Source organism: Pseudoalteromonas sp. UG3-2 (genome assembly GCF_037120705.1).
Taxonomy (GTDB): domain Bacteria; phylum Pseudomonadota; class Gammaproteobacteria; order Enterobacterales; family Alteromonadaceae; genus Pseudoalteromonas.
On the sequence record NZ_JAWLJU010000002.1, the window covers coordinates 922,966 to 947,338 of the forward strand.

At 44.2% G+C, this 24,373-nt stretch carries 24 protein-coding genes and 11 tRNA genes; 15 read left to right on the top strand and 20 right to left on the bottom strand.

Annotated features, from left to right (window positions below; all coding sequences use genetic code 11):
* Positions 1-46: 46 nt before the first annotated feature.
* From R3P39_RS07310 to R3P39_RS07360, 11 genes are all read right to left on the bottom strand, one after another.
* A tRNA-Cys gene (locus R3P39_RS07310) sits at positions 47-120 on the bottom strand.
* Between the two features lie 10 nt (positions 121-130).
* A tRNA-Gly gene (locus R3P39_RS07315) sits at positions 131-206 on the bottom strand.
* A gap of 83 nt (positions 207-289) precedes the next feature.
* Positions 290-376: transfer RNA gene (locus R3P39_RS07320), tRNA-Leu, on the bottom strand.
* Between the two features lie 19 nt (positions 377-395).
* Positions 396-471, bottom strand: a tRNA-Gly gene (locus R3P39_RS07325).
* Between the two features lie 19 nt (positions 472-490).
* A tRNA-Leu gene (locus tag R3P39_RS07330) sits at positions 491-577 on the bottom strand.
* 37 nt (positions 578-614) lie between these two features.
* A tRNA-Cys gene (locus tag R3P39_RS07335) sits at positions 615-688 on the bottom strand.
* A gap of 6 nt (positions 689-694) precedes the next feature.
* Positions 695-770: transfer RNA gene (locus tag R3P39_RS07340), tRNA-Gly, on the bottom strand.
* Between the two features lie 230 nt (positions 771-1,000).
* Positions 1,001-1,546, bottom strand: coding sequence for a CDP-diacylglycerol--glycerol-3-phosphate 3-phosphatidyltransferase (gene pgsA, locus R3P39_RS07345; RefSeq protein WP_336566621.1), 546 nt, complete (start codon positions 1,544-1,546; stop codon positions 1,001-1,003).
* Between the two features lie 42 nt (positions 1,547-1,588).
* On the bottom strand, positions 1,589-3,412 hold the full coding sequence (uvrC, locus tag R3P39_RS07350; RefSeq protein ID WP_336566622.1) for an excinuclease ABC subunit UvrC: 1,824 nt from the start codon (positions 3,410-3,412) through the stop codon (positions 1,589-1,591).
* A gap of 11 nt (positions 3,413-3,423) precedes the next feature.
* Positions 3,424-4,074 carry a UvrY/SirA/GacA family response regulator transcription factor gene (gene uvrY, locus R3P39_RS07355; RefSeq protein ID WP_336566623.1) on the bottom strand — a complete coding sequence of 217 codons (651 nt, stop codon included), beginning with the start codon at positions 4,072-4,074 and terminating at the stop codon, positions 3,424-3,426.
* A gap of 243 nt (positions 4,075-4,317) precedes the next feature.
* Positions 4,318-5,463 carry a dicarboxylate/amino acid:cation symporter gene (locus R3P39_RS07360; protein WP_336566624.1) on the bottom strand — a complete coding sequence of 382 codons (1,146 nt, stop codon included), beginning with the start codon at positions 5,461-5,463 and terminating at the stop codon, positions 4,318-4,320.
* Between the two features lie 208 nt (positions 5,464-5,671).
* Between R3P39_RS07360 and R3P39_RS07365 the strand changes: the two genes are divergently transcribed.
* From R3P39_RS07365 to R3P39_RS07375, 3 genes are all read left to right on the top strand, one after another.
* On the top strand, positions 5,672-7,960 hold the full coding sequence (locus tag R3P39_RS07365; RefSeq protein ID WP_336566626.1) for a carbohydrate binding family 9 domain-containing protein: 2,289 nt from the start codon (positions 5,672-5,674) through the stop codon (positions 7,958-7,960).
* A gap of 127 nt (positions 7,961-8,087) precedes the next feature.
* Positions 8,088-9,056: a cysteine synthase A gene (gene cysK, locus R3P39_RS07370; protein ID WP_336566628.1), complete on the top strand. Its 969-nt coding sequence runs from the start codon at positions 8,088-8,090 to the stop codon at positions 9,054-9,056.
* 111 nt (positions 9,057-9,167) lie between these two features.
* Entirely contained in the window at positions 9,168-10,064 is an 897-nt protein-coding gene (locus R3P39_RS07375; RefSeq protein ID WP_336566629.1) for a substrate-binding periplasmic protein, read from the top strand.
* A 57-nt stretch (positions 10,065-10,121) separates the two neighbouring features.
* On the opposite strand, the gene queE is transcribed toward R3P39_RS07375, so the two are convergent.
* Entirely contained in the window at positions 10,122-10,787 is a 666-nt protein-coding gene (queE, locus tag R3P39_RS07380) for a 7-carboxy-7-deazaguanine synthase QueE (RefSeq protein WP_336566630.1), read from the bottom strand.
* A gap of 123 nt (positions 10,788-10,910) precedes the next feature.
* Between queE and queC the strand changes: the two genes are divergently transcribed.
* Positions 10,911-11,567, top strand: coding sequence for a 7-cyano-7-deazaguanine synthase QueC (queC, locus tag R3P39_RS07385; RefSeq protein WP_336566631.1), 657 nt, complete (start codon positions 10,911-10,913; stop codon positions 11,565-11,567).
* A 126-nt stretch (positions 11,568-11,693) separates the two neighbouring features.
* Here queC and cysB read toward each other — a convergent pair whose 3' ends face one another.
* Positions 11,694-12,671 (bottom strand): HTH-type transcriptional regulator CysB, encoded by a 978-nt coding sequence (gene cysB, locus R3P39_RS07390; RefSeq protein WP_336566633.1) that lies wholly within the window; start codon positions 12,669-12,671, stop codon positions 11,694-11,696.
* Between the two features lie 430 nt (positions 12,672-13,101).
* Between cysB and R3P39_RS07395 the strand changes: the two genes are divergently transcribed.
* Complete coding sequence (locus R3P39_RS07395) at positions 13,102-13,863, top strand: hypothetical protein (RefSeq protein WP_336566634.1); 762 nt, start codon at positions 13,102-13,104, stop codon at positions 13,861-13,863.
* Between the two features lie 35 nt (positions 13,864-13,898).
* On the opposite strand, the gene R3P39_RS07400 is transcribed toward R3P39_RS07395, so the two are convergent.
* The gene (locus R3P39_RS07400) at positions 13,899-15,191 is read right to left on the bottom strand and encodes an NCS2 family permease (RefSeq protein WP_336566636.1); all 1,293 of its coding nucleotides are present in this window, start codon (positions 15,189-15,191) and stop codon (positions 13,899-13,901) included.
* A gap of 120 nt (positions 15,192-15,311) precedes the next feature.
* On the opposite strand from R3P39_RS07400, the gene R3P39_RS07405 reads away from it, so the two are divergent.
* From R3P39_RS07405 to R3P39_RS07420, 4 genes are all read left to right on the top strand, one after another.
* On the top strand, positions 15,312-15,758 hold the full coding sequence (locus R3P39_RS07405) for a tetratricopeptide repeat protein (RefSeq protein WP_336566637.1): 447 nt from the start codon (positions 15,312-15,314) through the stop codon (positions 15,756-15,758).
* 442 nt (positions 15,759-16,200) lie between these two features.
* Complete coding sequence (locus tag R3P39_RS07410) at positions 16,201-16,596, top strand: hypothetical protein (RefSeq protein WP_336566638.1); 396 nt, start codon at positions 16,201-16,203, stop codon at positions 16,594-16,596.
* A 30-nt stretch (positions 16,597-16,626) separates the two neighbouring features.
* Positions 16,627-17,103, top strand: coding sequence for a YchJ family protein (locus R3P39_RS07415; protein WP_336566639.1), 477 nt, complete (start codon positions 16,627-16,629; stop codon positions 17,101-17,103).
* Positions 17,104-17,388: 285 nt separating this feature from the next.
* Positions 17,389-17,769 carry a hypothetical protein gene (locus R3P39_RS07420; RefSeq protein ID WP_336566640.1) on the top strand — a complete coding sequence of 127 codons (381 nt, stop codon included), beginning with the start codon at positions 17,389-17,391 and terminating at the stop codon, positions 17,767-17,769.
* A gap of 114 nt (positions 17,770-17,883) precedes the next feature.
* On the opposite strand, the gene R3P39_RS07425 is transcribed toward R3P39_RS07420, so the two are convergent.
* A complete protein-coding gene (locus R3P39_RS07425; RefSeq protein WP_336569269.1) occupies positions 17,884-18,405 on the bottom strand; it encodes a VC2046/SO_2500 family protein in 522 nt (173 codons plus the stop codon).
* Between the two features lie 112 nt (positions 18,406-18,517).
* Between R3P39_RS07425 and R3P39_RS07430 the strand changes: the two genes are divergently transcribed.
* The 4 genes from R3P39_RS07430 to R3P39_RS07445 all read left to right on the top strand — a co-directional run bounded on the left by R3P39_RS07430 (position 18,518) and on the right by R3P39_RS07445 (position 18,989).
* A tRNA-Tyr gene (locus tag R3P39_RS07430) sits at positions 18,518-18,602 on the top strand.
* A gap of 28 nt (positions 18,603-18,630) precedes the next feature.
* Positions 18,631-18,715: transfer RNA gene (locus tag R3P39_RS07435), tRNA-Tyr, on the top strand.
* Positions 18,716-18,749: 34 nt separating this feature from the next.
* Positions 18,750-18,834 (top strand) — tRNA-Tyr (locus R3P39_RS07440).
* Positions 18,835-18,904: 70 nt separating this feature from the next.
* Positions 18,905-18,989, top strand: a tRNA-Tyr gene (locus R3P39_RS07445).
* Positions 18,990-19,138: 149 nt separating this feature from the next.
* Here R3P39_RS07445 and R3P39_RS07450 read toward each other — a convergent pair.
* A complete protein-coding gene (locus R3P39_RS07450) occupies positions 19,139-19,675 on the bottom strand; it encodes a YaeQ family protein (RefSeq protein WP_336566641.1) in 537 nt (178 codons plus the stop codon).
* A 134-nt stretch (positions 19,676-19,809) separates the two neighbouring features.
* Positions 19,810-20,466 (bottom strand): M48 family metallopeptidase, encoded by a 657-nt coding sequence (locus R3P39_RS07455; protein ID WP_336566642.1) that lies wholly within the window; start codon positions 20,464-20,466, stop codon positions 19,810-19,812.
* A 151-nt stretch (positions 20,467-20,617) separates the two neighbouring features.
* Between R3P39_RS07455 and R3P39_RS07460 the strand changes: the two genes are divergently transcribed.
* Positions 20,618-21,598 carry an ion channel gene (locus R3P39_RS07460; RefSeq protein ID WP_336566644.1) on the top strand — a complete coding sequence of 327 codons (981 nt, stop codon included), beginning with the start codon at positions 20,618-20,620 and terminating at the stop codon, positions 21,596-21,598.
* Between the two features lie 44 nt (positions 21,599-21,642).
* On the opposite strand, the gene R3P39_RS07465 is transcribed toward R3P39_RS07460, so the two are convergent.
* Positions 21,643-22,281 carry an HD domain-containing protein gene (locus tag R3P39_RS07465; RefSeq protein ID WP_336566645.1) on the bottom strand — a complete coding sequence of 213 codons (639 nt, stop codon included), beginning with the start codon at positions 22,279-22,281 and terminating at the stop codon, positions 21,643-21,645.
* Between the two features lie 83 nt (positions 22,282-22,364).
* Between R3P39_RS07465 and R3P39_RS07470 the strand changes: the two genes are divergently transcribed.
* On the top strand, positions 22,365-23,555 hold the full coding sequence (locus tag R3P39_RS07470) for a class I SAM-dependent methyltransferase (RefSeq protein ID WP_336566646.1): 1,191 nt from the start codon (positions 22,365-22,367) through the stop codon (positions 23,553-23,555).
* Positions 23,556-23,628: 73 nt separating this feature from the next.
* Here the strand turns inward: R3P39_RS07470 and R3P39_RS07475 are convergent, their stop codons facing one another.
* Together R3P39_RS07475 and R3P39_RS07480 are read right to left on the bottom strand one after the other, a co-directional pair.
* The gene (locus tag R3P39_RS07475; RefSeq protein WP_336566647.1) at positions 23,629-23,919 is read right to left on the bottom strand and encodes a PilZ domain-containing protein; all 291 of its coding nucleotides are present in this window, start codon (positions 23,917-23,919) and stop codon (positions 23,629-23,631) included.
* 8 nt (positions 23,920-23,927) lie between these two features.
* Entirely contained in the window at positions 23,928-24,311 is a 384-nt protein-coding gene (locus R3P39_RS07480) for a response regulator (protein WP_336566649.1), read from the bottom strand.
* Positions 24,312-24,373 lie beyond the last annotated feature (62 nt).

Below are 24,373 nucleotides of genomic sequence, written 5' to 3' on the forward strand. Positions count from 1 at the left end.
CTAAAAATAAATTAAAGAGGTTTATGATTTAAGAAGGCTTAGATTATGGAGGCGGAACCCGGAGTCGAACCGAGGTAGACGGATTTGCAATCCGCTGCATAGCCACTCTGCCATTCCGCCGAAGAAGGATTGGAGCGAGTAACGAGGTTCGAACTCGTGACCTCGACCTTGGCAAGGTCGCGCTCTACCAGCTGAGCTATACTCGCAATCCGTAGATATGAAATTATCTATTTTGTTCGACGTTGTAAAGTAATAACTATACCATGTCGATACATTAATCCACATAAAGTGGTGCCCGGGGCCGGACTTGAACCGGCACGCTGTTACCAGCGAGGGATTTTAAATCCCTTGTGTCTACCAATTCCACCACCCGGGCATCGGGTGTGAAAGCGAATTGGAGCGAGTAACGAGGTTCGAACTCGTGACCTCGACCTTGGCAAGGTCGCGCTCTACCAGCTGAGCTATACTCGCACAAATCGTGTAAGCCTAATGGTGCCCGGGGCCGGACTTGAACCGGCACGCTGTTACCAGCGAGGGATTTTAAATCCCTTGTGTCTACCAATTCCACCACCCGGGCATCGGGCTTGCTTTCGCATGTGGATACGTTGAGAAAATGGAGGCGGAACCCGGAGTCGAACCGAGGTAGACGGATTTGCAATCCGCTGCATGGCCACTCTGCCATTCCGCCTTAGATTGGAGCGAGTAACGAGGTTCGAACTCGTGACCTCGACCTTGGCAAGGTCGCGCTCTACCAGCTGAGCTATACTCGCAATCCAAATTACGGTTAACAACTATTTTTGGTATTAAATCCGAAAATCTTCGTTTTACCGCTTTCCAGTTAGTTGACATAGCATCTTCTAAACTTCATTTAGATGACACCCTGCCCTCTCAACACGGACGCATTCTACAGAACTTCTGGGAAGCGTCAACATAAAAAATGAATGTTTTTAACCGTTTGCTCATTTTTTATCTAAAGCGTTGAGTTTATAATCGTTTCTTGTCAAGAATTAGTCAATTCCGCCTTCGCAGCGTAGAGATATTGCACCATTGAAACCAAGGTTAGCAATGTAGCAATTGCTAAAAGTGCATAGCTTAATGTGATCATCCAAGGCGCGAACTGCCAAATGAGTCCAATAATCGCGAGCATTTGTGCCGCCGTTTTAAACTTCCCTAACCAAGAAACCGCAACATTGCCTCTTTTGCCCAGTTCGGCCATCCATTCTCTCAATGCAGAAATAACAATTTCACGACTAATAATGATAATCGTGGCTACCGTGATAAAAATGTCTTGATAGTAGGTTGCTAAGATCACCAGTGCCACACTTACCATGACTTTGTCGGCTACTGGATCGAGAAAAGCACCAAAAGGTGTCGACTGTTCCAGCTTTCGTGCTAGATAGCCATCAAGAATGTCGGTTACTGACGCCAACCAAAAAATAAACGCTGCAGCAAAAAATGCCCATGAGTATGGAAGATAAAAGATAATTGCAAACACGGGTATGAGAAGCAATCGAAATGTTGTGAGCGAGTTTGGAATATTCCACATAACTACTAAGTATTGTCTTTTTTTCTATGTTCGCATGATTGCTTAAGCTTTGTCATGCAAATGATTAAATATCTTTTCAGCCATCTCAGGGCTGATCCCAGGTACTTGCTTTAATTGGTGTATGTTAGCCGACTTCACCCCCTGCATGCCGCCTAAATATTTCAGCAGTGCTTGACGGCGTTTTTGCCCCACCCCTTCGATTTCCTCCAATACCGACTGAGTTCTTTGTTTTTGTCTCTTGTTTCTGTGACCAGCAATAGCAAAACGGTGAGACTCATCACGAATATGTTGAATAAGATGTAATGCCGGAGAGTCGCTGTCGACATTGACCGTTTTGCGACCACCATCGATCAATAGCGTTTCTAAGCCAGGCTTTCGACTGGTGCCTTTCGCCACACCAATAAGGAGTGGCACTTTGTTCAAGGTCCAGGTGGCGAAAAACGACTCCGCTCTGCCAAGCTGACCTTTACCACCGTCAATAAAAATAATGTCTGGTACCTTGGCTTCGTCGGTCATTTTGCCGTAGCGCTTTTGTAATGCAAAGTCCATTGCGGCGTAATCATCCCCTGGCGTGATACCGGTAACATTGTAACGTCTGTATTCACGGTTGTTTGGCCCTTGACCATCAAACACCACGCACGAAGCAACAGTACTTTCCCCCATGGTATGGCTAATATCGAAACACTCCATGCGGTCAATATCGGTTAAGCCTAAGACAGACTTCAACGTAGCATAGCGTTTGGTCACAGAATCTTGCGCACTTTGCTTCACTTCGAGGCTGTTGCTAGCGTTTTTATTGGCCAGAGCCAAATATTGAGCTCGCTCACCACGGACATTGAATTTAAGTGTAACCTTGCTTTTCGCCACTTCCGCTAACGCCGCTTGCAATGCCTGCAGCTCTGTAATTTCAAACGGTAATACGATTTCTTTGGCGATACGAGCATGATTGCCAGTGGAAATATAATATTGGCCCAGAAATGATGTCAGCACCTCATCGGCGGTGGAGTCTTTTGGCACTTTGGGGAAATGCGTTTTGGTACCTAGCACCTTATGCTCTCGGATCATCAGAACGTGGATTGCCACCAGCCCATTACGCTGTTCATAACCAATAACATCTAATTCAGCAAAATTACCGGCAATGGATTGCTGCTCCTGCATTTGCCGTAATAAAGCAATTTGGTCACGGTGTTTTGCGGCTTTTTCAAAGTCCAGTTCAGCACTGGCTGTTTCCATCTTGGCCACCAGCGTTGCAATCACCTGTTGTGAACGACCAGTAAGAAACTGACGTACCATGGCAACTTGCTCTTGATATTCTTCGTCACTGACTTTACCAACACAGGGAGCCGAACATCGTTTTAATTGGTATTGTAAACATGGGCGGCTTCTAGCACGGTAGTAAGCGTCTTCACATTGGCGCACAGGAAAGATCTTTTGCATCAGCCTAAGGCTTTCAGATACAGCGGCGCTACTTGGAAATGGCCCGAAGTACTCACCTTTTTGCTTGCGGCTGCCGCGATGAAATGCTAACCGAGGGTGCGTGTGGCCACTTAGAAAAATATATGGGTAACTTTTATCATCACGCAATAAAATATTATAGCGCGGCTGATACTTCTTTATCAGGTTGTTTTCTAATAACAGCGCTTCGGTTTCAGTATTGGTCAGTGTCACTTCAATATTGGCAATATTACTGACCAATACTTGCGTTTTGCTGTCGCTAATGTTGCTACGAAAGTAGCTCGAAACCCGCTTTTTTAGGTTTTTGGCTTTACCGACATAAATAACCTGGCCTTGAATATCGTACATACGGTATACGCCAGGCTCTGTCGATAACGTTTTAAGAAACTGTTGGTGATCAAAATCCGTCATTTAAAAAATACTTAATGACTACTGTCTATATCAATCATCTTATGGCGAATAGCTAAATGAGTCAGCTCAACATCGCCACCGACGTTGAGTTTTTCGAACATCCGGTAACGGTAACTATTCACCGTTTTAGAACTCAAATTAAGGCGATCTGCAATGTCTTGGGCTTTTTCACCTTTAGTGATCATCAGCATAATTTGTAACTCTCGCTCTGATAACGACTGAAAAGGATTTTCGTCGTTACGACCACTGAATTGTGCCAAAGCGATTTGTTGAGCTATTTCCGGTGCAATGTACCTTTGTCCTGAGTTCACTGAGCGAATGGCGTTGATCACTTCATCCGGCCCTGCCCCTTTGGTTAAATAACCATGGGCACCAATTTGCATTACCTTGCTTGGAAATGGGTCTTCGCAATGTACTGTCAGCACGATGACTTTGACATCAGGGCAATAGCGGCAGATCTTTTTTGTTGCCTCTAGGCCACCGATCCCCGGCATATTCATATCCATCAGCACGATATCCGGTTCATTTTGACGACAAAACGTCACCGCTTCTTCACCGGTTTTTGCTTCACCGACCACCTTGAAGCCACGGACGTCGTCTAAAATACGTCTTATGCCTGTTCTAACTAGTTCATGATCATCAACTAAAAGCACATTAATCAATGGCACACCCTCTACATATTGCTTGTTAATCGAAGCTAAAAGTTCCGCTTTTTAACTTCCAGAGCCTTGAGATTACCACATATTTTTAAAAATCATAACGTCACAAGGGAGAGAAAAAAACAATTTTAATATGAATCAATTAGAATGCTTAAAAAGCGTAAGCTGATTGTTTATATAAACAACAATAATGGGTTGTTATGCGCCGTAGAGATTAGCAACTACGGCGCAAAAGCAGAGGTGAGGTTAAGACTGTTTTGAGAATTTATCTACCCACAGTGCAATGACTCCATCGCCAGTTACGTTACAGGCTGTGCCGAAGCTATCTTGGGCCAAATAAAGCGCGATCATTAACGCTACTGCAGCTTCATTAAAACCAAGCATACTGGTCAGTAGCCCTAATGCCGACATCACGGCACCACCAGGCGCACCAGGAGCGGCGATCATCACTATGCCTAACATGAAAATAAACGGCAGCATGGCGGTAAGCGGCGGCACACTCATATCCGGTGACAGTAACATCACCGCCATTGCACAGGTAACAATAGTAATGGTTGAACCAGACAAATGGATTGTGGCACACAGTGGCACACTAAAGTTCGCCACTTCTTCATCGACCTTGTTGGCTTTACTGGCCCGTAAAGAGACCGGAATAGTGGCAGCGCTTGACATAGTCCCTATCGCCGTAAAATAAGCAGGCAACATATTTTTAATGAGCTCTAATGGGTTTCTGCCTAATAACAAACCCGAAGCGATAAATAGCGTACTTAACCACAACCAGTGCATGATAATCGCCGCTAATAACACTACGCCAAAGGTACTCAGCGTATCAAAAACCGTTCCGGCCACTGCCATTTCAGCAAACACACCGGCGATATAAAATGGCAACACAGGAATAATCACTTTAGCAAGTAAAGCATCAATCACGTCTCTGGCTTGATCCGTCACCTCTTTAAGCTTACCCAGCTGACATTGGCTCATGCCAATACCAAAAATAAATGCGGTAGCCAATGCCGTCATGACTCCCATCAGTGGCGGGATCTCTATATTAATCAGGCTTTCAAGTTGCGCTTCCTCAGCGGCCTGATAAGCCACGCCACCATCGAAAAATGGAATAAAAGCATTAACGAGCAAATAAGCCAAAGTGCCGGCAACGACCGTAGAGCCATAGGCGAAGCCAACCGTTTTGCCCAGTAAGTGCCCTGAGCCATGAGGTAATCCAGCGATCCCCGAAGCGATAAACAATAAAATGATAAGTGGGATAGTAAAACTAATAAGTTGGCCAATGATCACTTTAAAGGTATAAAGCAACTCCACCAGCATCAGTGGCATGTACAGTCCGGCCAATATACCGGCAGCAATACCAGCCACTAATTTCAATATGAGAGACATAAGTACTTCCTAGCAAATTTTAAAGCGGTTGTTTTAACATGTTTTCACTGTGATTTGCTATTAATTCGATAGAGTCGCCTTTTTGTCCGCATTATCAAGACAACAAGTCATCAGACGTAAATAAATGCAACTAGCCGAAAAATCGTTGTTTCAGCATGTTGCATACTATTTAATGCCGAGCCAAAGTCTCTGTAAAATAATAATAGTCATGCTTAAAGCTATTCCTCTTTGTATTGCGGCCCTAACAGGGCAAGCCTATGCGCTTAACAGCGATAAAATCCCTTACCTTGAACGTTCCGCTAAAGTCGATGGTGTACTGGAGTCGGATGTTTGGCATCATGCCCTCAAGGTTGATATTAATAACGTGACTTGGCCTTATGAAAACCAAGCCAGTCCGGTAACCACCACCGCATACGTTTATGAAAATGGTGAGTCTCTATTTATTGCCTTTGATGCTAAGGATCCCAACCCCAATGCCATTCGCGCTTTTTATCGTGACCGTGACCGTGCCTGGGAAGACGATCTTGTTGGCCTAAAGATAGATTCTTTCAACAACGCCCAAAGTGCTTATCAATTCTTCATCAACCCGCTTGGGGTGCAACAAGATTCCATTGAGAATGAATTAACCAAAAGCGAAAACAGTTCATGGAATGGCATTTGGGACAGTGCCGGCCGTATCACTGACACAGGTTACGTGGTTGAAGTGGAGATCCCACTGAGGGTGCTGAACTTTAATGACTCCATCATCACCAAAACAATGGCGATGGAGTTCGTTCGCTTTTATCCCAGAAATGAACGCCTGCGGATCTCCAGCATGCAGCTTGAGCACGCCAATTCATGTTGGATCTGTCAGATGCCAAAATATCATGGCTTAGAAAGTGCTAAGCAAGGCAGTAACTTCGCGCTTATCCCTACCTTGGTCACTAATCGCCAAGAAACACGCGACATTGATAATGGTATCGCTGCGGACTGGCAAGCAGAAAATAATATTGAGCCTGGCCTTGATATGAAATGGGCCATCACACCAGATACCACACTCAATGCCACCTTAAACCCAGACTTTTCTCAGGTTGAAGCCGACACTGGGCAGCTCAGTGTCAATAATAGCTTCAGCTTATTCTTTCCTGAAAAACGTGCTTTTTTCTTGGATAATTCCGACTACTTTTCTTCTCATAATAACCTCATACATACACGCAACATTTCAGCACCGGATTATGGCGTTAAGCTGACCAGCAATAAAAATGGCCACACCTTCGCAGGCTTTATTGCTAATGATGAACGCCTGAATGTCTTGATCCCGGGCAACCTCGGGTCGAGTGTGGTGTCGTTGGAGAGAAAAAGTGAAAACATGGCGCTACGATATCGTCAAGACGTTAATAAATCACTTTCTGTGGGTGTGACCTCAACCACGCGACAAAGCGACGACTATCACAACCAAGTTGCCAGTGTTGATGCCAAGTATAAACCCACTAACAATGACACTTTAAAACTGCAACTCATCGCCTCTGAAACCGATTACGATCAGGCTTTTATTGAAGAACTGTGCGATGGCAGTTTGCAAGACTGTGATATTAATGAAAGTGTTCTAAGGGTAAACGCAGAGCAAGACACTGGGTTGGGGTATTACCTAAACTATGAACATAACCGTAAACACTGGCGCGCATTTACCAGCTACCAACAACGTGACGAAGCACTGAGAACCGACATGGGCTTTATGACCCAAGTGGATTTTAATAAGTTTCTATTTGGTGGTGAGTACCGCTGGTATGGCGATGAGCAAAACTGGTGGAACCGTGCCCGCTGGTATGCCGATTGGGATATTTCCCATAACCACGATGGTGAGTTGCTAGAAAAAGAAGTGCAAACCAACTTTGCCATTAATGGCCCTCTACAAAGCTTTATTGACTTTGGTGTGGAGCACAGAAAGAGAACCGGTCTTAGGCATAACGAAGCTTTATTGGCCATCGATGACAACACCGACTTATTTAGTGAAAACACGCAATGGGCTTATTTAGAGTTTAAACCCATGGCAGGCGTCTTTGCAAGCCTAAACCTCAGAACCGGAAACCGTGTTGATTTAGCCAATAATCGCATTGGCCAACAAACTTTTGTGCGCCCGGTGGTCAACCTCAATCTTGGCAAACACTTTGAGGTCAGATTTCGCCATACCTATGAGCAGCTTGACGCCCAAGGTGCGGAGGTGTACACCGCCAATCTGAGTGATATTCGACTCACTTATCAGTTTAATATCAACAGTTATTTGCGATTAGCTATTATTAATACCGATATCGAGCGCAATCAGAGTAACTATCTTGATGATGTGGATGCTAAGTATAAAAGTATTAGTACTCAGCTGCTGTACTCTTATAAGCTGAACCCACAAACTGTGTTCTTCGCTGGCTATTCTGATCACGGTTATCAAGACGACGATTTGTCGAAAATAACCAAGGATGAAAAAACCGTATTCATGAAATTTAGTTATGCCTGGTTGATTTAAGAGCTAACATTTAAATAACTAATGGCTATAAGCAAATTTGATATATCTTATAGCCATTCTTTCCTTTTATTTTACTCCATGACAAGTAAAGTGAGGGAATAAAAGTAACCTAGTTTAGGGATCACAGATGACTAAAGTATATGCAGATAACAGCTTAACCATTGGTAATACACCATTAGTTAAAATTAACCGCGTGTCTGGTGGCAATGTATTTGCCAAAGTAGAAGCACGTAACCCGAGCTTTAGTGTGAAATGCCGTATCGGTGCCTCCATGATTTGGGAAGCCGAGAAAGCCGGCTTGCTAACAGAAGGCAAAGAGCTAATCGAACCAACCTCAGGTAACACGGGTATTGCATTAGCATTTGTGGCCGCATCACGAGGCTATAAACTCACGCTTACCATGCCAAACACCATGAGCCTTGAGCGTCGTAAGTTGTTAAAAGCACTAGGCGCTAACTTAGTACTGACCGAAGGCGCTAAAGGCATGAAAGGCGCCATTGAAAAGGCCAATGAGATCCAAGCTAGCAATCCTGAAAAGTACATTCTTCTGCAGCAGTTTGAAAACCCAGCCAACCCGAAAATTCACTTCGAAACCACAGGCCCTGAAATCCACGACGCACTCGATGGCAACATTGACTATTTCGTCGCGGGTGTTGGTACCGGCGGTACTATCACTGGGGTATCACGCTACCTGAAAAATGAAAAAGGCCTTGCTGTTAAGTCGATTGCCGTAGAGCCAACCGACTCACCGGTGATTACTCAAACGCTTAACGGTGAAGAAGTGAAACCGGGCCCACATAAAATTCAAGGTATTGGTGCCGGCTTTATCCCTGGCAACCTAGACCTAGAATTAATCGACGGAACAGAGCTGGTTTCTAATGAAGACGCCATTGCCATGGCTCACCAGTTAATGAAAGATGAAGGTATCTTAGTGGGTATTTCTTCAGGTGCCGCCTTGGTTGCCGCTAAGCGCATTGCTGAAAAACCTGAAAATGTTGATAAAAACATTGTGGTTATTTTACCCAGTGCCGCCGAGCGTTATCTAACTAGCCCACTGTTTGCAGATATGTTCTCTGAGCAAGAGCTGGTTCAGTAGTCACAGTTAATACTATCTTACTTTGGGAGCAATATTGCTCCCTTTCTTTTATCTACCCCTTTTATAGCAGTGCACTATACTTATCAGTAATCGTAATTAGAAAGTGCTGCCATGCGATCTTTTCTATTCATTATTTTACTGCTTGCTGCTAACGTCACCACCGCCGAGAATTTGAATGTCGCTTACTACAAACAGGGCGAATTTAATCTCGTCCAAGGTGAACGCTATCAAGGAGGCTATTTATACAACAAAAACGGTAAAAAGCCGCGGGTGCATTTAGTCACCTTAGACTGGCCGCCCTACATTGGTGAAGCCCTTTGTAATAAAGGCTGGGCTTTTCAATTTGCCGTAGCCATACTCACCGACCTTGATTATCAAGTGTTTGTGCAATTTCTGCCTTGGGCCAGAGCGGTTCGCGCCGTTGAGACGGGAAAAGCAGACATTTTATTCCCAGAGTATTATATTGAAGACTCTGCCCCTTCTGATAACCATAAGAATAAGACTCGACGAGAATTATTGGCTTTGTCGAATGCCTTTCCCGGTGGCGAGATTGGCTTTCTTAAGCGTCGCGGAGAAACGGACCGTTTTGATGGTAATTTGAGCTCAGTACAAAATGAAGTGATTGGTGTGGTCAGAGGGTATCAAAACACACCAGAATTTGATGCCATGATGGATAATGGTGAGTTTGTTATCGTTGAAGCAGTAGATGATCTTCAGCTGGTGAAACTATTGGCTGGCAAGCGGGTTAACTTAGTGATCGGCGACCCTAAGGTGCTCAAGTTCACGGTAAACTATTCAGATTTACCCCGTGCACAAAAAATCGACTTACTACGCAGCGTGGAGCGCGTGAAACCCGCCATAAAGTATAACCATCTCTACTTCGCATTGAGCAAGAAAAAACCTCACTGGCGTGCACTGCTAAAAGACATCAATATGAACTTGTACAAGTTTGAAAACAGTGGGGAAACTCAACGCATGATAGAAATGGGCAGCAGCGAGTGTTTTTAGCCCATAACCCTAAAAACAGCAACTGCTCCAGACTATTAAGATAACACTTACGGTTTACTAGTTAATGCCTAGGTATTTGTGCACTTGTACCGATAAACGCCAATTCTTGGCTTTACAGTTATCTATAGCCAATTTGGTAGCCTTGGCTTTTTGACTAATGGGCTGTAAATATACTAGCTTAGGCTCGACTCCAGTTTGCTCAAACAGCGCTTCAAGCTCTTCAATGTGCTTTTGCATGGCAACAGGATGCTTAATTTCATCGGCACGCTGCATAGCACTGGCTAACACTTTGTAACCACCACGCATATTAATTTTAGGTGAGACCGTCACCCAGGTTTCTGCGGGTGCCAATATTTCGAAAGTACCGCTGGTTTCAATCTGAGTAGTGTAGCCGAGCTGGTGTAAACGTGAACACAGTGGCCTTAAATCGAACATACACGGCTCGCCGCCGGTGATCACCACATGCTTGGCCTGATAACCCTTTTGTTGAAATAAGGCAACTAACTCTTCAGTATCGGTATTAGCCCACCACTCAGAATCCGCCTTTTTTTCTACCGTTTTGTCTAATGAAACAATGTAGGTGTCTTTCGTTTCCCAGGTTTGCTTAGTATCACACCAAGAACACCCTACTGGACAGCCTTGTAAACGCAAAAATATCGAAGGTGTCCCAGTGAAGCTTGCTTCACCCTGAATGGTTTCAAAAATTTCATTAACCTTGTACAAAACGGCCCCATAAACTCTGTAGATTTGTTGAAAAATAGCCCGCAAAAATTGTCATTTGCCCAGCGGCCGTGTAGTATATCGCGCCCTGAAGTAAACCTCTATCAAAATCGAGGCAAATCACCCATGAGCGAAAAAGTTGTCGTCATCTATTCCGGTGGCATGGATTCATACACCGTTTTAAACAAGGCAGTGAGAGCTGGCCATGAAGTCTTTGCGTTGTCGTTTAATTACGGCCAAAGACACGTAAAAGAATTGCAAGTTGCCGCTGATGTTTGCCAACAGTTAGGAGTGGCGCACAAAGTAGTCGATATCTCTGCGATTAATCAGCTGCTTGGTGGCTCAAGCCTAACCGATGACATAGAGGTACCTGAAGGCCACTATGAAGAAGAGAGCATGAAAAGCACCATAGTCCCTAACCGGAATATGATTTTGTTATCGCTCGCGGTGGGTTATGCGGTTTCATTAAAAGCCAGTAAAGTATTTTATGGCGCCCACTCAGGCGACCATGCCATTTACCCTGACTGCCGTCCAGAATTCGTACAAAAGATGGATGATGTTTGTCGCATTGCCAATTATGATGCCGTAGAGATCGTTTCGCCTTACCTCAATAGCAGCAAAATAGACATTCTTGCAGATGGCTTAGCCATGGGCCTTGATTATAGTCACACCTGGACCTGCTACAATGGCCGTGAACGTGCATGTGGCAAATGTGGCGCCTGCCAAGAACGCCTAGAGGCATTTAAACTAAATGATGCCAGCGACCCATTACCTTATGAATAATACCAATCTGCACTCATACCTGCTTAGTTTGAGAGGATAAACTTGCCTCAATGGCTCACTTAATTCGTCAATTGGTATATCAAAAAAGGGCCTGATGGCCCTTTTTTGTTTTTTCTGCTACTGCGTTTATTTTACCGGTAAAGTCACGTCTGCAAACAGTTTGTCGACATCTTCTTGGTTGCGCAATAAACTCGCTCGCTCCACCACATCTTTTGTCAGGTGCGGCGCAAAACGTTCAATAAAGTCATACATATAACCCCGCAAGAAGCTGCCTTTCCTAAACCCAATTTTAGTCGTACTGGCCTCAAACAAGTGGCTTGCGTCGATACACACCAAATCAGAATCGGTTTTGTCATCCAATGCCATGGACGCTAATACTCCAACACCCAAACCTAGCCTAACATAGGTTTTGATGACATCAGCGTCGGTTGCGGTAAATACGATATGTGGTTCTAAACCGTGAGCATTAAAGGCTTTATCTAACTCAGAGCGGCCAGTAAAACCAAAGACATAGGTAATAAGTGGATACTTAGCGACATCTTGTACCGTAAGCGCCTTGCCTTTTTGTGCCAGAGGATGATCTTTGGCCACCACAATGCTGCGATTCCAATGGTAACAAGGTAGCATCACCAAGTCGCTGTATAAATGTAACGCCTCTGTGGCAATGGCAAAATCTGCATCCCCTTTTGCCGCCGCATCTGAAATTTGCTGTGGTGTGCCTTGATGCATATGCAGAGAAACCGCCGGGTATTTATTCATAAAACCTTGAATGACGGGCGGTAAAGCATAGCGTGCTTGGGTATGGGTGGTAGCAATATTGAGTTTGCCCTGATCCGGCAAAGTGTGTTCATTTGCTACCGCTTTGATCCCCTCAACCTTAGAGAGTATCTCTCTAGCAATATTGATTATTTCGTTGCCTGCACCGGTTACATGAGTTAAGTGCTTGCCACTGCGACCAAAAATCTGCACGCCCAGCTCATCTTCTAACATTCTGACTTGTTTAGATATTCCTGGTTGTGAGGTGTATAAACTTTCTGCGGTCGCCGAGACATTAAGGTTGTGATTTAACACTTCGACGATATATCTTAATTGTTGTAATTTCATATTGCTTTTATTCTTATGATCTCTCAATACCGAGTTCACAGCTTTCGCCATCGCACCAGGTACAACCCATCAAGTACATTAATTAAAAAACACTTGCTGACCCTATAAAACTCTTAGTAGGCTAGCACATATCTGTGTAATGAGGTAGCGGCCATGGGCGCTTTAGCAGCAAATTTCACCCTATTCTCAGGGCTAGCTGTACCATTTTCTTAGCCGCACAAGTACAGCCAATCTGTTTCCGGCTGGGCCACAAACGCCCAACTGACACACTAATCTTTAAAATTAACCTCCTTGGGCAGCTTCAGCTATACTAAAAAATAATGAGTTATTTATCTTTTTTACAGGTAATGGTCCTAAACCTGTTCAGAAAGTATTGAATTCATGTAAGATAAAAACATGATACCGGTGGTTACATGAAAGAGATTTCAGTATGTTTGTTTCTATTATAATAATATTGATTGTTGCATTAATCGTTATTGCCGTTTGGGTAAGTGCGATTCAACAACATAAAGAGAAACAAGAAGCAGAGCGACGTAAAGAGCTGGCAAAACAAAAGCGCATCATTGAAGAAGCTGAAGACGTTATTATGAACAGTAGTAATATTCCCATGTCTGAAGCGATCATTCGTATTATTCAGCGTCGCGTACATGATGCCTTGGCAGTGATGGTAGAGCTATCTCCTACTTCAAGAGAGTTAAAAAGCCGGCTTAATGAGTCACAAGAGCGTTTAAACAACGCCCCTGAAAACACCTCTGAAGCCGACAGTTTATCTTTACCAGACAACGACAAGCAGATTGTTGCTTTAGTACAAGGGATAAAGAAGTTAAGACACTTGTTGCGCTCAGAGCACAGCAAAGGCAAAGTCGACACCCAGTTATTTGTCAGTGAAGATCGTAAATTAGAACGCTTTCAGCTGAAAATTAATGTCGAAAGCCAGATTAAACGAGGTGTTTCGGCACGCACTGCCAATATGGTTGGTTCTGCAAGACAATACTTTGAGAAAGCTTACGCCACTATCTGCTCGGTTTCGCATACCGATGACTACGTAAAAGAAAGAAAAGCACTATTAGAGAACTACCTCGAGGAGATCAGTACCGAGTTACGAGCCTCTAATGCCTCTGCGGTGAAGAAAAAAGCAGAACAAGAACAAGACGACCTCGATGTCTTGTTCGCGCCGAAAAAGAAATGGTAAATCATTGGCTGGGTGTTGCACCCAGCCACACTTTCCTAGCCTGACACGGCAAATTTCACTACAAATAACAGCGTTAAAACCCACACGCTTATACTGATCTCATTGGCTTTGTTACACACCAATTTAACCGCGGTGTAGGAAATAAACCCTAACGCAATACCATGGGCTATGGAGAACGTTAAAGGCGTCATTAACAACACCACACTCACAGGAATGGCGTCGCTCATTTCATCCCAGTTTATCAGCTTGAGGTTTTGTAACATCAGTACGGCGACATACAGTATCGCGCCTGCGGTGGCATAAGCTGGCACCATTTGCGCCAGTGGTGCGAAGAACATCATCAATAAAAAGCACATACCAACCACCACAGAGGTGAGCCCGGTTCTGCCACCAACAGACACCCCAGATACCGATTCAATGTATGAAGTCGTAGTTGAAGTACCAAGCACTGAACCTGCTATGGTAGCACTACTGTCAGCTGAAAGCGCACGCCCCAACCTTGGCATACGGCCATGCTCATCGGAGATGCCGGCTTTTTGCGTCACGGCGACTAAAGTGCCACTGGTATCAAACAGGTCTACGAACAAAAAGGCAAACACGACGCTCAACATGGAGAGTTCAAAAATACCGCTTAAATCGAGTTGCATATACGTTGGAGCAATGCTCGGTGGCGTATCCACCACACCATGATAGCCAACGAGACCAAGATACCAAGCCGCCGCAGTCACCATTAATATGCTAATAAGCACACCACTTTTCACTTCTCGGTACATCAGTGCAGCTATCACGAAGAAACTGGCAATAGCCAGCAAAGGGCCTGGGGAAGTAATATCGCCAAGCTGCACTAATGTTGCAGGGCTGGCCACCACTATTTCAGCATTTTTAAGCGCAATCAAGGCTAAAAAAGCACCTATTCCTGCGGCAATTGCCCGTTTCAGCACCAAAGGGATGGCTTGGATCACCCATTCACGTACTTTGAAGACACTGAGAAGTAAAAATAGGCAACCCGACATAAACACGGCCCCTAACGCACTTTGCCACGAGTAGCCCATGCCTAGCACAACACCATAGGTAAAGAACGCGTTTAACCCCATTCCCGGTGCCAGCGCAATTGGGTAATTCGCCCAAAACCCCATAATGAAACAGCCAATGGCGGCTGCAATACAGGTAGCAACAAAGGCGGCTCCATGATCCATCCCAGCCTCTGCTAACATCGCAGGGTTTACAAAGACGATATACACCATAGTGACAAAAGTAGTTAAGCCAGCAATGACTTCTGTTTTTGCTGTAGTATGCATGGCGTGTAAAGAAAATAAGCGTTCGAGCATGATTAATATATAATATAAGGAAACAAGTGCTTGGATTTTAACACGAATCACTTTAAAACTCGGACAAAATAGTTAAAATTCAACTACACTCTGCTTATAGATAAAATGGCGACGACAGATATGGATCAAAACAACAGTGACAACTCAGCTAATCACGATTTAGAACAGCAATTGCTGAATGTGCTGGAATTTGTGACTTCGCCATTAAAATCAGACGTTAAGTTTCCAGATCTAGATGACAACAGCCAAGCGTTAAAAAAAGGGCTGTACTACCTTAAAGAAAAGTCATTTCCCTTAGCAGCCAAATGGCTTAGGCTCGCCGCCATGTCGGGCGACTTAAAAGCGCAATTTTTCCTAGGCTTACTATTTATGAAGGGCCAAGGGGTGCCACCTAGCCCTTTCCATGCTGCTGCTTGGCTCTCACTTGCCAGTAGCCAAGGCCATAAAGGCGCCGAGCAAATGCTGCTGGATGTTAGGCGTTTTCTTACCACTAAGCGCTTTCGTGATGCTCAGTGTTACGCTGCTACTTTGTATGAACAGATCCATCAATTACAGCATTCTATTTAGCACAGCAAAAACGGTCGCTTCTTTGCTAGTAATCATTACTCTATAGCTCGTACCTGTTCGCTTCATTACGTAGCCTACTTGAGAATCGCCAACAAACACTTTGCAATAAAATGCTTTAAGCACGGATTTCTAAATTTTCATCCCTTAAACACCAAAGGTATTACGCTCACGTGGTGAGCCAACTACTGTATGTGTCATGCTATTGCTGTACAGTACTACTGTATAAAACCACTGTGTAATACCTAGCCTAGCTTCATTTAACCAAGCTATTACAGTGGCCACTCAATCATAAAAATCTTATCTAACTGATTTTAATGATCTTTAATTTATTTCTTTCATTGCACTGCCAAAATTGTCTAAAAAAATAGCAATTATCTCTTGCTTTCAACAACTGTATAAACTACTGTATACACATACTGTATAGATAACCAGTGAGATGATTATGTTACAAGCAAATACCTATCTAACACCAGTGAAGCCAACAACGAAAGCAGTTAACAACCACCTAGACGTTGTGGTTGAAGATGAGATCGTTGCCAGCCTTGAGCTAATGAAAGTGCTGCATAAGTGTCAAAACAAAGAAGGTTGGACCTTGCTTGTGGCACCGGATAACGTCCCCAACAAATCCTTACTTGAAAGTACATCAATCGATGTGGGTAAATTGCTGATTATCAGAAAGAAGCATATTTATGATTTACAGTACGTACTGAACAGCGCTATTGGCAATGGTAACTTTGCGGCGGTGGTGTTATGGACAGATATTGCCAATACTGACATGCTCGCGCAAATGAACTTGCCACAAACCGAAGTCAGCATACATTGTTTCCAAAGTGCTTAACACGGTACAATGGCTGAATCTATATAAGTAATGATTAAAAAGCGTATGCTCTGTTATTGCAATTCTGAACTGGCGTTTTCGCAGTGTTGCGAGCCAATTATTAACGGCCAACTTATCGCCGCAACACCGGAAGCCTTAATGCGCTCTAGGTACAGTGCTTATTGTGTTGGCAATGCCGACTACATCCATCATAGTTATGCCGATAGCAAAAAGGCAGAAAACAGCATCGCAGACATTGCTGCGTTTGCAAAGCATTGTGATTTTATACGCTTAGAGGTACTCGATAGTGTCGTTAGCAAAGATAGCGGCGAAGTTGAGTTCAAAGCCCATTACCTTGCGGATAATTGTCATTACACCTTGCATGAACGCTCAAACTTTATTGTAGAAAGTGAGCAGTGGCGATACCTTGATGGTTTCCTTTTCGACACTCCTATAATCAAGCTGGGGCGCAACGATCTTTGCCCTTGTGGCAGTCTAAAAAAATATAAAAAATGTCATGGTAAGTAGTAAGTGAAATAACAAATACTATAGTTCGCAAGGATATTGCACGTATAGCTCTTGAACGTGTCTTTTTTGAGAAGTGTTTATGTCAACCATAGGTTGATTAATTAAGCGGATTAACATTACTGTTTAAGACAGATGAGCCAAGTATGGTCTGTAACAGTTAGAGAGTTAATTTCCAGCAATGGGTGATACACTTTGAACATCAATAACGAATCACCTTGATCTGAAAACTCATGTCAAGTTACCATTAAGGGTACTTGTATGTAATTTTAAGCGCTTAACTAACTTATGAATGCTCCTACTAAATTTATCTACACCACTTTGGCTTTGACAACATTAGCTTTAATGGGCTGCGAAAATAATATGTCAAGCTCATATAATGTAGATGTCGAAGTAAAAAACATAGATGGAACAATTTTTGAATCAACAGCAGCAGTTACAGAGAGTGAACTGTATATAGAAACAAAGCAAAACTGTGAGTTAACCTTGTTTCTATCCAAAACGAATGAGGAAGGTATACTCGTCGAATCTGGACTTAATTGCTTTGAGGGTACTCTAAACTTCACTCCTTCGTTTGTCGTCAAAGAGGGTGAGAGTGCTACTTTGGAAATTGGTGAAGAGCAAAGCTTATATTCTTATACTGTTAGCGTAACGGAAAGTATAAATTAATGCTTAAGTGCGATTTCATCAAATTCGCCTGCTTTAACTCATAGTATAAAATGCCCTCTTAAAACAGCTCGAGTCTACTAAAGGTCAATTGCAAGGCAAAACACGACTAAATAACTAAGCCGAAGCTTTAAGCATGCTTTGCATCTCTCCTGCAGCAAGCTGATCATAAAAGCCAGCAGCATCCATTGGTTTATCGGTAACCAAGTCCAGTTTGCCTTGTGCTTTCGCCAAGCGCTGTTTTACCGCCGGCTCAAGGTTTTCAACCACTTCAAGCGGAACGTGTTTTTTATCATTTCTCGCGGCGAAAGGCTCGGGGTTAAGGCATTCTCGCAGTCGCAGGGAAGTCATTGCTCCGCTAGCCACCAACTGAGCATTATCTTGACCGATCAACATATCGAACTGAGCTGGTGCAAGGGGTTTTTGCGGCCCAACCTGAAGTTCTTTTTTTAGCGTCTCTTCGCTGCGGTCTGGTTGTTGCTGCTGCGATTTGGGTAAATGAAACTGGCTAAAATCTAACGCATCATGAGATAGCATGGATAACAGCATGGCAAAATCAGCCGAGCGCGTTTCATGAACGCTTATGTTCAACGCTGAGCCTAATTGCGATTCACTGATTAAAACGCCATCAATTTGCATGTATTCCAACCATTTCTTTTAATGTTTGGACTTTTATCGGCATTTTTCACAAAAACTTTAGCTGTTTTCTTTACTTCAAAAAAAACTTTGTTATTATCACCGCCGTTGTTTTGGAGGGGTTCCCGAGCGGCCAAAGGGATCAGACTGTAAATCTGACGGCTCTGCCTTCGCTGGTTCGAATCCAGCTCCCTCCACCATAACAACAAAGTTACAATACGAAAATTCGGAGGGGTTCCCGAGCGGCCAAAGGGATCAGACTGTAAATCTGACGGCTCTGCCTTCGCTGGTTCGAATCCAGCTCCCTCCACCACTTTTCCATTGTAACGCTTTAAAAAGATAATTCCGGAGGGGTTCCCGAGTGGCCAAAGGGATCAGACTGTAAATCTGACGGCTCTGCCTTCGCTGGTTCGAATCCAGCTCCCTCCACCATCTTTTAAAGCAACAATCCTATTCAGCTTTGCCACTAACCAGTGCTCTGGTTAACTGCGATACATGATACGGAGGGGTTCCCGAGCGGCCAAAGGGATCAGACTGTAAATCTGACGGCTCTGCCTTCGCTGGTTCGAATCCAGCTCCCTCCACCACTTTCTTCTAGTAAACTCTTTATCTCAGTGGTTACCTGCTGACACCCAGTGTCATTAGCTTCCCTGCAAGGCATTATTCAAAAAAGTTCAGCATCGCGACGGCTCTAATGCTGATGTGCTTATTTACGGCAAAATAATTGGCTAAACCATCACTGTAGCTTTTTTGGTTGGATCACCACGCTGTGGCTCTCACTGGCAAACCACACCTCGGTATCCTGCACCGTAACTGTGAACTGCATATTTCGCGCTAGCATCTGTGACAGCGCTTGCGTCTCGTCAAAGTCTAAGCTGAATACAGAGACGTTACTGAAGCTGGCAAGCTTGCATTGGTTTTTTTGCCACCATTGCTGTTGCTTGCTGTCGCCATAGGTATAGAGCAGAACTTGCTGTGCCTGGTTTGCGGCTTTTTTTAAGCGTTTTTCATCAGGAAGCCCAAGTTCAACCCATAATAAGATCTCACCTGATAAACTTTTACGCCAAATTTCAGGCTCATCGTCCGCGCACAACCCTTTGGTAAACTCCAAATCGCTGTCGGCATTAAGCAGATAAGCGAGCAACCTTACCATTAAACGTTGGGCATTCTCAGAGGGATGTTGTGCAATGGTTAACGACAATTCTTGGTAGTAGTGTCTATCCATGTCGCTCAGCGACACTTGAGCTTTCAGGATGGTAGATTTTAGTGCCATGTTTTCACAAATCGGTGTGTTTGCGACATTATACCCAAAAATGCGTAACAATAGGAAAAAGCATTACAGCATCTCAATTCTATATCACGACTTGCTAATCACACACCTGTTCAGAGCAGAGCATTGATTTTTTATTAGTCGTTTGTGAGCATCAATTGCTCACCATGCTCACGCAGATAGCGCCTTGCAACTTGATAGCGCTCACCATAGTGTTGCTCCACTAAACGCCAAAACTGAACATTATGTGCCATCACGTGATAATGACATAACTCATGCACCACAACATAATCGATCACCCATTTTGGCGCGCCAATAAGCAGGGTATTAAAAGCAAGTACCCCTTTGCCAGAAAAACTCCCCCACCGGCTTTTATAAACCCGTACTTTAAGGGTACTAAATTGTGCGCCAATCTCACCTTGAAAACGTGCAATAGCCGCTTCTAAGTATTGGCTTAATTCGCCAGCCAAAAGCTGCAATAGTTGCGGCCAATGTTGCTCAAGGTGATTGAGATAAACTCGTTTTTGCTCATAGTCGATTGTCGCCCTGCTGTCATGGTATACAATAGAAAATTGCTCACCAAAGATACGTAATTTTCCAGCAGTCAAAGGGTTTAGCGGCTTTTTTACTGTGTCAGCCGCAAGCTTGTCATGGATCCAGTCAGATTTACTGGCGACCCAAGCCTGTAACCATTGCTCGTCAATGCGTTGTGGTGCATAGACGGTGACCTCGCCCGCTTTAATTTTTATTGCCACCGTTTTACGTCGGCGACTCTTTTTTAGTTGGTACTGCAAGTCATCATCTATCGCTTAATTGAAAGAGGCTATTATACATTAACCGAACCGCTTAACTAACACACCAGCCATGATAAATTTACTAAATTTCCTCTAGTTACTCGTTTTACTGCTACGCTTAGAAGTAAAGGTATTTTCAATTAGGCAGATAATGGCTGACAAACCCACTTGCCAATATGTGTCACCTGAGGGAAATAGCTGTAGTGAAATCGACATGGGCTCAGGTTACTGCTTTTGGCATGACAATAAATTCGATAAAAGTGGCCTAGAGCTGAGTCAAAAGCTCGAGCGCTACGCAAAGCGTGGTGGACTTCTTCAGGGGCTAGAGTTAAAGCGGGCGAACTTGGAAGGGCTTAATTTAGTTAAGTTCGATAGCCATCGCGGCTATGATCTCTCCTATAGTAATTTCTATCGTGCTAATTTGAAAGGCGCCCACTTATTTAACAGTACCATTCGTAATGCCTCGTTAATGAAGGCCGATCTCCGTGAAGCCAGCCTACACTGCTGCCACCTCGAAAACACCAATCTACTTGGCATGAAGCTAGATAATACTCGTATTGATAACATGGAGCTTGGTGAACATTTACTGCAAGAGCAACAAGCAATAGAAGCGCGCAAGAACAAAGCCAACGAGGAAGCCGAGGACTTATTTTTACAATCAGAAGAAATATACCGCCTGCTGCGTAAAGGCGCAGAAAACCAAGGTCTATTTGAAATGGCGGGACGCTTTACTTACAAAGAGCTAAGAATGCGCCACGCGCAATACCCGAGATTTTCTAAGCGTCATCTTATTTCCGGTTTTGTGGATTTACTCTGCGGCTATGGTGAAAAGCCTGAAAACGTCATTCGCTTTAGTCTTGGCATGATAATTACGTGTGCACTGTGCTACTTTTTATTTGGTGTCTCTTATAATGACCAAATATTGCAGCTAAATCTGGCAAACAGCCTGACAGATAACGTCATGGCACTGTTGAATAGCTTTTATTTTAGTGTGGTTACTTTCACTACGCTGGGGTATGGCGATATTACCCCCATAGGCATATCGCGGTTTATTGCTGCCATAGAAGCCTTTACCGGAAGCTTCTCCTTGGCCCTATTTGTGGTGGTATTCGTAAAACAAATGACCAGATAGCAGCATTAAACAACGTCAGGCCCTCTACCCGGCTTTAAAAGTGTTTAGCTTATCTCATCACGCAATTGCGCTAAAAATGCTTTCATATACGCTGTACGTGCCTGTGCTTGCTCTTTTGCGGCATCGGTATGCATGTTATCAGCAATATGCAATAACTTTATGAAAAAGTGATCCAGGGTATACTTGCTATCGTCTGGCTCACGATGTTGGCAAAAAGGATCGTCAACATGATATAAATTTCGCGCAATGGCACCGCCCACCTTCATACAGCGACTGACACCGATTGCCCCTAAGGCATCCATTCTATCCGCGTCTTGCACTATCTTAGCTTCTAGGGTTTGTGGTACGACCCCAGCACTAAAACTGTGCGCCACGATGGCATGGTGAATGGCCTCAAGTTTGCTCTCGTCATACTGATTTTGCTGTAAAAATGTCACCGCCTTATCCGCCGCTAAGCGAGAGGCTATTGGCCTATCTGGGTGATTTTTCGCAACCGCAACACAATCATGCAGCCATGCGGCGGGGATCACAACTTGCTTGTCACCCCCTTCAGCCGCACACAAGGACTTGGCAACCTTGACCACGCGCTTAACATGGGACAAATCGTGTGCGGTATCAGCACATGGCGTGGACAACATAAAGGCTTCACATGCTTTTTCGAGTTCCTGCATTTTCAAATTCATTCAGCTCAACTGGTTGTTACTGATTGTATGTTGCCACACCCTTCACTAAAATGGCAGCCAAGACGATAGATTAGAGAAAAGATATGACGTGTGCGCTATACCTCCAGCCCGGTAGAGAAAAATCATTAAACCGTAAACATCCTTGGGTGTTTTCAAAGGCCATCAAGAAAATCAAAGGCAAGCCTGGGCTCGGTGATACGGTCACCATTTACAGTAACGATGGCAAGTACCTGGCCACTGCGGCGTACAGCCCAGACTCCCAGATCCGCGCTCGCATTTGGTCATTCGATGAAAACGAGCAAATTGATCAAGCGTTTTTCAGCAAAAAGCTAGCCAGAGCACTGGATGCACGCCAATACGTGATTGCTGAAGGTGGCCTCACCGGCTACCGCCTGTGTGCGGCTGAATCAGATGGTCTTCCTGGCATCACTATTGATAAGTTTGATAATTATTTGGTGTGCCAGTTACTCAGCGCTGGGGCTGAGCGCCATAAAGGCGACATTGTCATGGCACTTAGATCGCTCTTTCCTGATTGTGCTGTTTACGAACGTTCAGACGTGGACGTACGCAAAAAAGAAGGCTTAGAAAAAATAACCGGCCCGTTACATGGTGACGCCCCACAAAGCCCAGTATTGATACAAGAAAATGGCTTAACCATTGAGGTGGATATTCTCAATGGCCACAAAACGGGTTTCTACCTTGACCAACGTGATAGTCGCGCAGCCCTTGAGCGCTTTTCAAAGGATAAAGAGGTTCTTAACTGCTTTTGTTATACCGGGACCTTTGGCTTGTATGCCTTACGCGGTGGCTGTAAAAAGGTTATTAATGTCGACGTTTCTCAGCCTGCGTTAGACACCGCGAAGAGAAATGTGGAACATAATGACCTAGATTTATCTCGAGCCGAGTTCGTTAAGCAAGATGTATTTAAGCTGTTACGTCAGTATCGCGAAGAAGGCAGATTGTTTGACACCATTGTCATGGATCCGCCTAAATTTGCCGAGAGCAAAGCCCAACTTACTGGCGCTTGCCGCGGCTACAAAGATATTAATATGATCGCCATGCAGCTATTAAAGCCGGGAGGGACGCTGTTAACCTTCTCTTGCTCAGGGTTAATGGAACAAAACCTATTCCAAAAAGTGGTCGCAGACGCTGCCCTTGATGCCGGCAAAGAGTTGTTAATTATGGAAAGGTTAAATCAAGCAGCCGATCACCCAATTGCAGGAAGCTATCCTGAAGGTTTTTACCTTAAAGGGTTAATTTGCAAGGTTTATTAATAACCTCAAAGCTGTGGCTGCCGCACTCTGTGGCAGCCAACTCACACTGTAAGGTAAAAGAGTAGCGATTCGCTTAATTGAATTGTGTAATTTCTAGCCCCACTATCCATTGTCCTTCTAGCTCTTGCGTACAACGGATAACATTGGCATGAGCATGGAGAGGCTGGATCATCTCACCACTTGAGTCAATAAAGATATCCACCATGGTATTTGCCTCAATCGGCTCGTTGACTGCTACCGATAGCCCCGTAGCGCTTAAGTCTTGGCAAACGCCTTGATATTGTTGCCCGCTTTCCAACTCAGTAATTGTGGCAACGGCCTCAACCGTCATACGCATAAATCGGCGTTTATCTTCATTGATCATAGCCTTCTCTACACCATAGATTGTATTTTTTCTAATAACGACTGTACCGAAAATGGCTTAACCACGTACGCGTCACAGCCTGCCTCAAAGCCCGCTTTTTGTTCTTTTTCAGATTCCAGTCCGGATACCATCAACACGGGAATATTTTTTGTTTCAGGCGTATTTTTTAGCATTCTGCAAGTGTCATAACCATCTAGCCCTGGCATGCAAACATCCAATAAAATGGCATCCGGTGGATCGGCGATGGCATTCGACAAACAGCTGGTGCCCGAGTTGGCATAACTCAGTTTAAAGGCATCTGACAGGGCCACTTGGAGCATTTCATAATTAAAATACTCGTCATCAACCACCAGCAAATGGGGCACGTTTTTCCTTCTCTGCAGTGTGGACATATTCAATGTCGCTTCCTTCTCACAATCCAAAACTTTACTTCCTCATATAATAAAGTAACCGT

Bases quoted from the DNA above. Each gene is read 5' to 3' on its own strand.
- R3P39_RS07420 (WP_336566640.1), top strand. From the start codon at position 17,389: ATGAATGCTCCTACTAAATTTATCTACACCACTTTGGCTTTGACAACA.
- R3P39_RS07415 (WP_336566639.1), top strand. From the start codon at position 16,627: ATGATTAAAAAGCGTATGCTCTGTTATTGCAATTCTGAACTGGCGTTT.
- R3P39_RS07470 (WP_336566646.1), top strand. From the start codon at position 22,365: ATGACGTGTGCGCTATACCTCCAGCCCGGTAGAGAAAAATCATTAAAC.
- R3P39_RS07400 (WP_336566636.1), bottom strand. From the start codon at position 15,191: ATGCTCGAACGCTTATTTTCTTTACACGCCATGCATACTACAGCAAAA.
- pgsA (WP_336566621.1), bottom strand. From the start codon at position 1,546: ATGTGGAATATTCCAAACTCGCTCACAACATTTCGATTGCTTCTCATA.
- R3P39_RS07360 (WP_336566624.1), bottom strand. From the start codon at position 5,463: ATGTCTCTCATATTGAAATTAGTGGCTGGTATTGCTGCCGGTATATTG.
- R3P39_RS07460 (WP_336566644.1), top strand. From the start codon at position 20,618: ATGGCTGACAAACCCACTTGCCAATATGTGTCACCTGAGGGAAATAGC.
- R3P39_RS07465 (WP_336566645.1), bottom strand. From the start codon at position 22,281: ATGAATTTGAAAATGCAGGAACTCGAAAAAGCATGTGAAGCCTTTATG.
- cysK (WP_336566628.1), top strand. From the start codon at position 8,088: ATGACTAAAGTATATGCAGATAACAGCTTAACCATTGGTAATACACCA.
- R3P39_RS07450 (WP_336566641.1), bottom strand. From the start codon at position 19,675: ATGGCACTAAAATCTACCATCCTGAAAGCTCAAGTGTCGCTGAGCGAC.
- R3P39_RS07405 (WP_336566637.1), top strand. From the start codon at position 15,312: ATGGATCAAAACAACAGTGACAACTCAGCTAATCACGATTTAGAACAG.
- R3P39_RS07395 (WP_336566634.1), top strand. From the start codon at position 13,102: ATGTTTGTTTCTATTATAATAATATTGATTGTTGCATTAATCGTTATT.
- uvrC (WP_336566622.1), bottom strand. From the start codon at position 3,412: ATGACGGATTTTGATCACCAACAGTTTCTTAAAACGTTATCGACAGAG.
- R3P39_RS07475 (WP_336566647.1), bottom strand. From the start codon at position 23,919: ATGATCAATGAAGATAAACGCCGATTTATGCGTATGACGGTTGAGGCC.
- R3P39_RS07365 (WP_336566626.1), top strand. From the start codon at position 5,672: ATGCTTAAAGCTATTCCTCTTTGTATTGCGGCCCTAACAGGGCAAGCC.
- R3P39_RS07425 (WP_336569269.1), bottom strand. From the start codon at position 18,405: ATGCAAATTGATGGCGTTTTAATCAGTGAATCGCAATTAGGCTCAGCG.
- R3P39_RS07480 (WP_336566649.1), bottom strand. From the start codon at position 24,311: ATGTCCACACTGCAGAGAAGGAAAAACGTGCCCCATTTGCTGGTGGTT.
- cysB (WP_336566633.1), bottom strand. From the start codon at position 12,671: ATGAAATTACAACAATTAAGATATATCGTCGAAGTGTTAAATCACAAC.
- queC (WP_336566631.1), top strand. From the start codon at position 10,911: ATGAGCGAAAAAGTTGTCGTCATCTATTCCGGTGGCATGGATTCATAC.
- R3P39_RS07375 (WP_336566629.1), top strand. From the start codon at position 9,168: ATGCGATCTTTTCTATTCATTATTTTACTGCTTGCTGCTAACGTCACC.
- R3P39_RS07410 (WP_336566638.1), top strand. From the start codon at position 16,201: ATGTTACAAGCAAATACCTATCTAACACCAGTGAAGCCAACAACGAAA.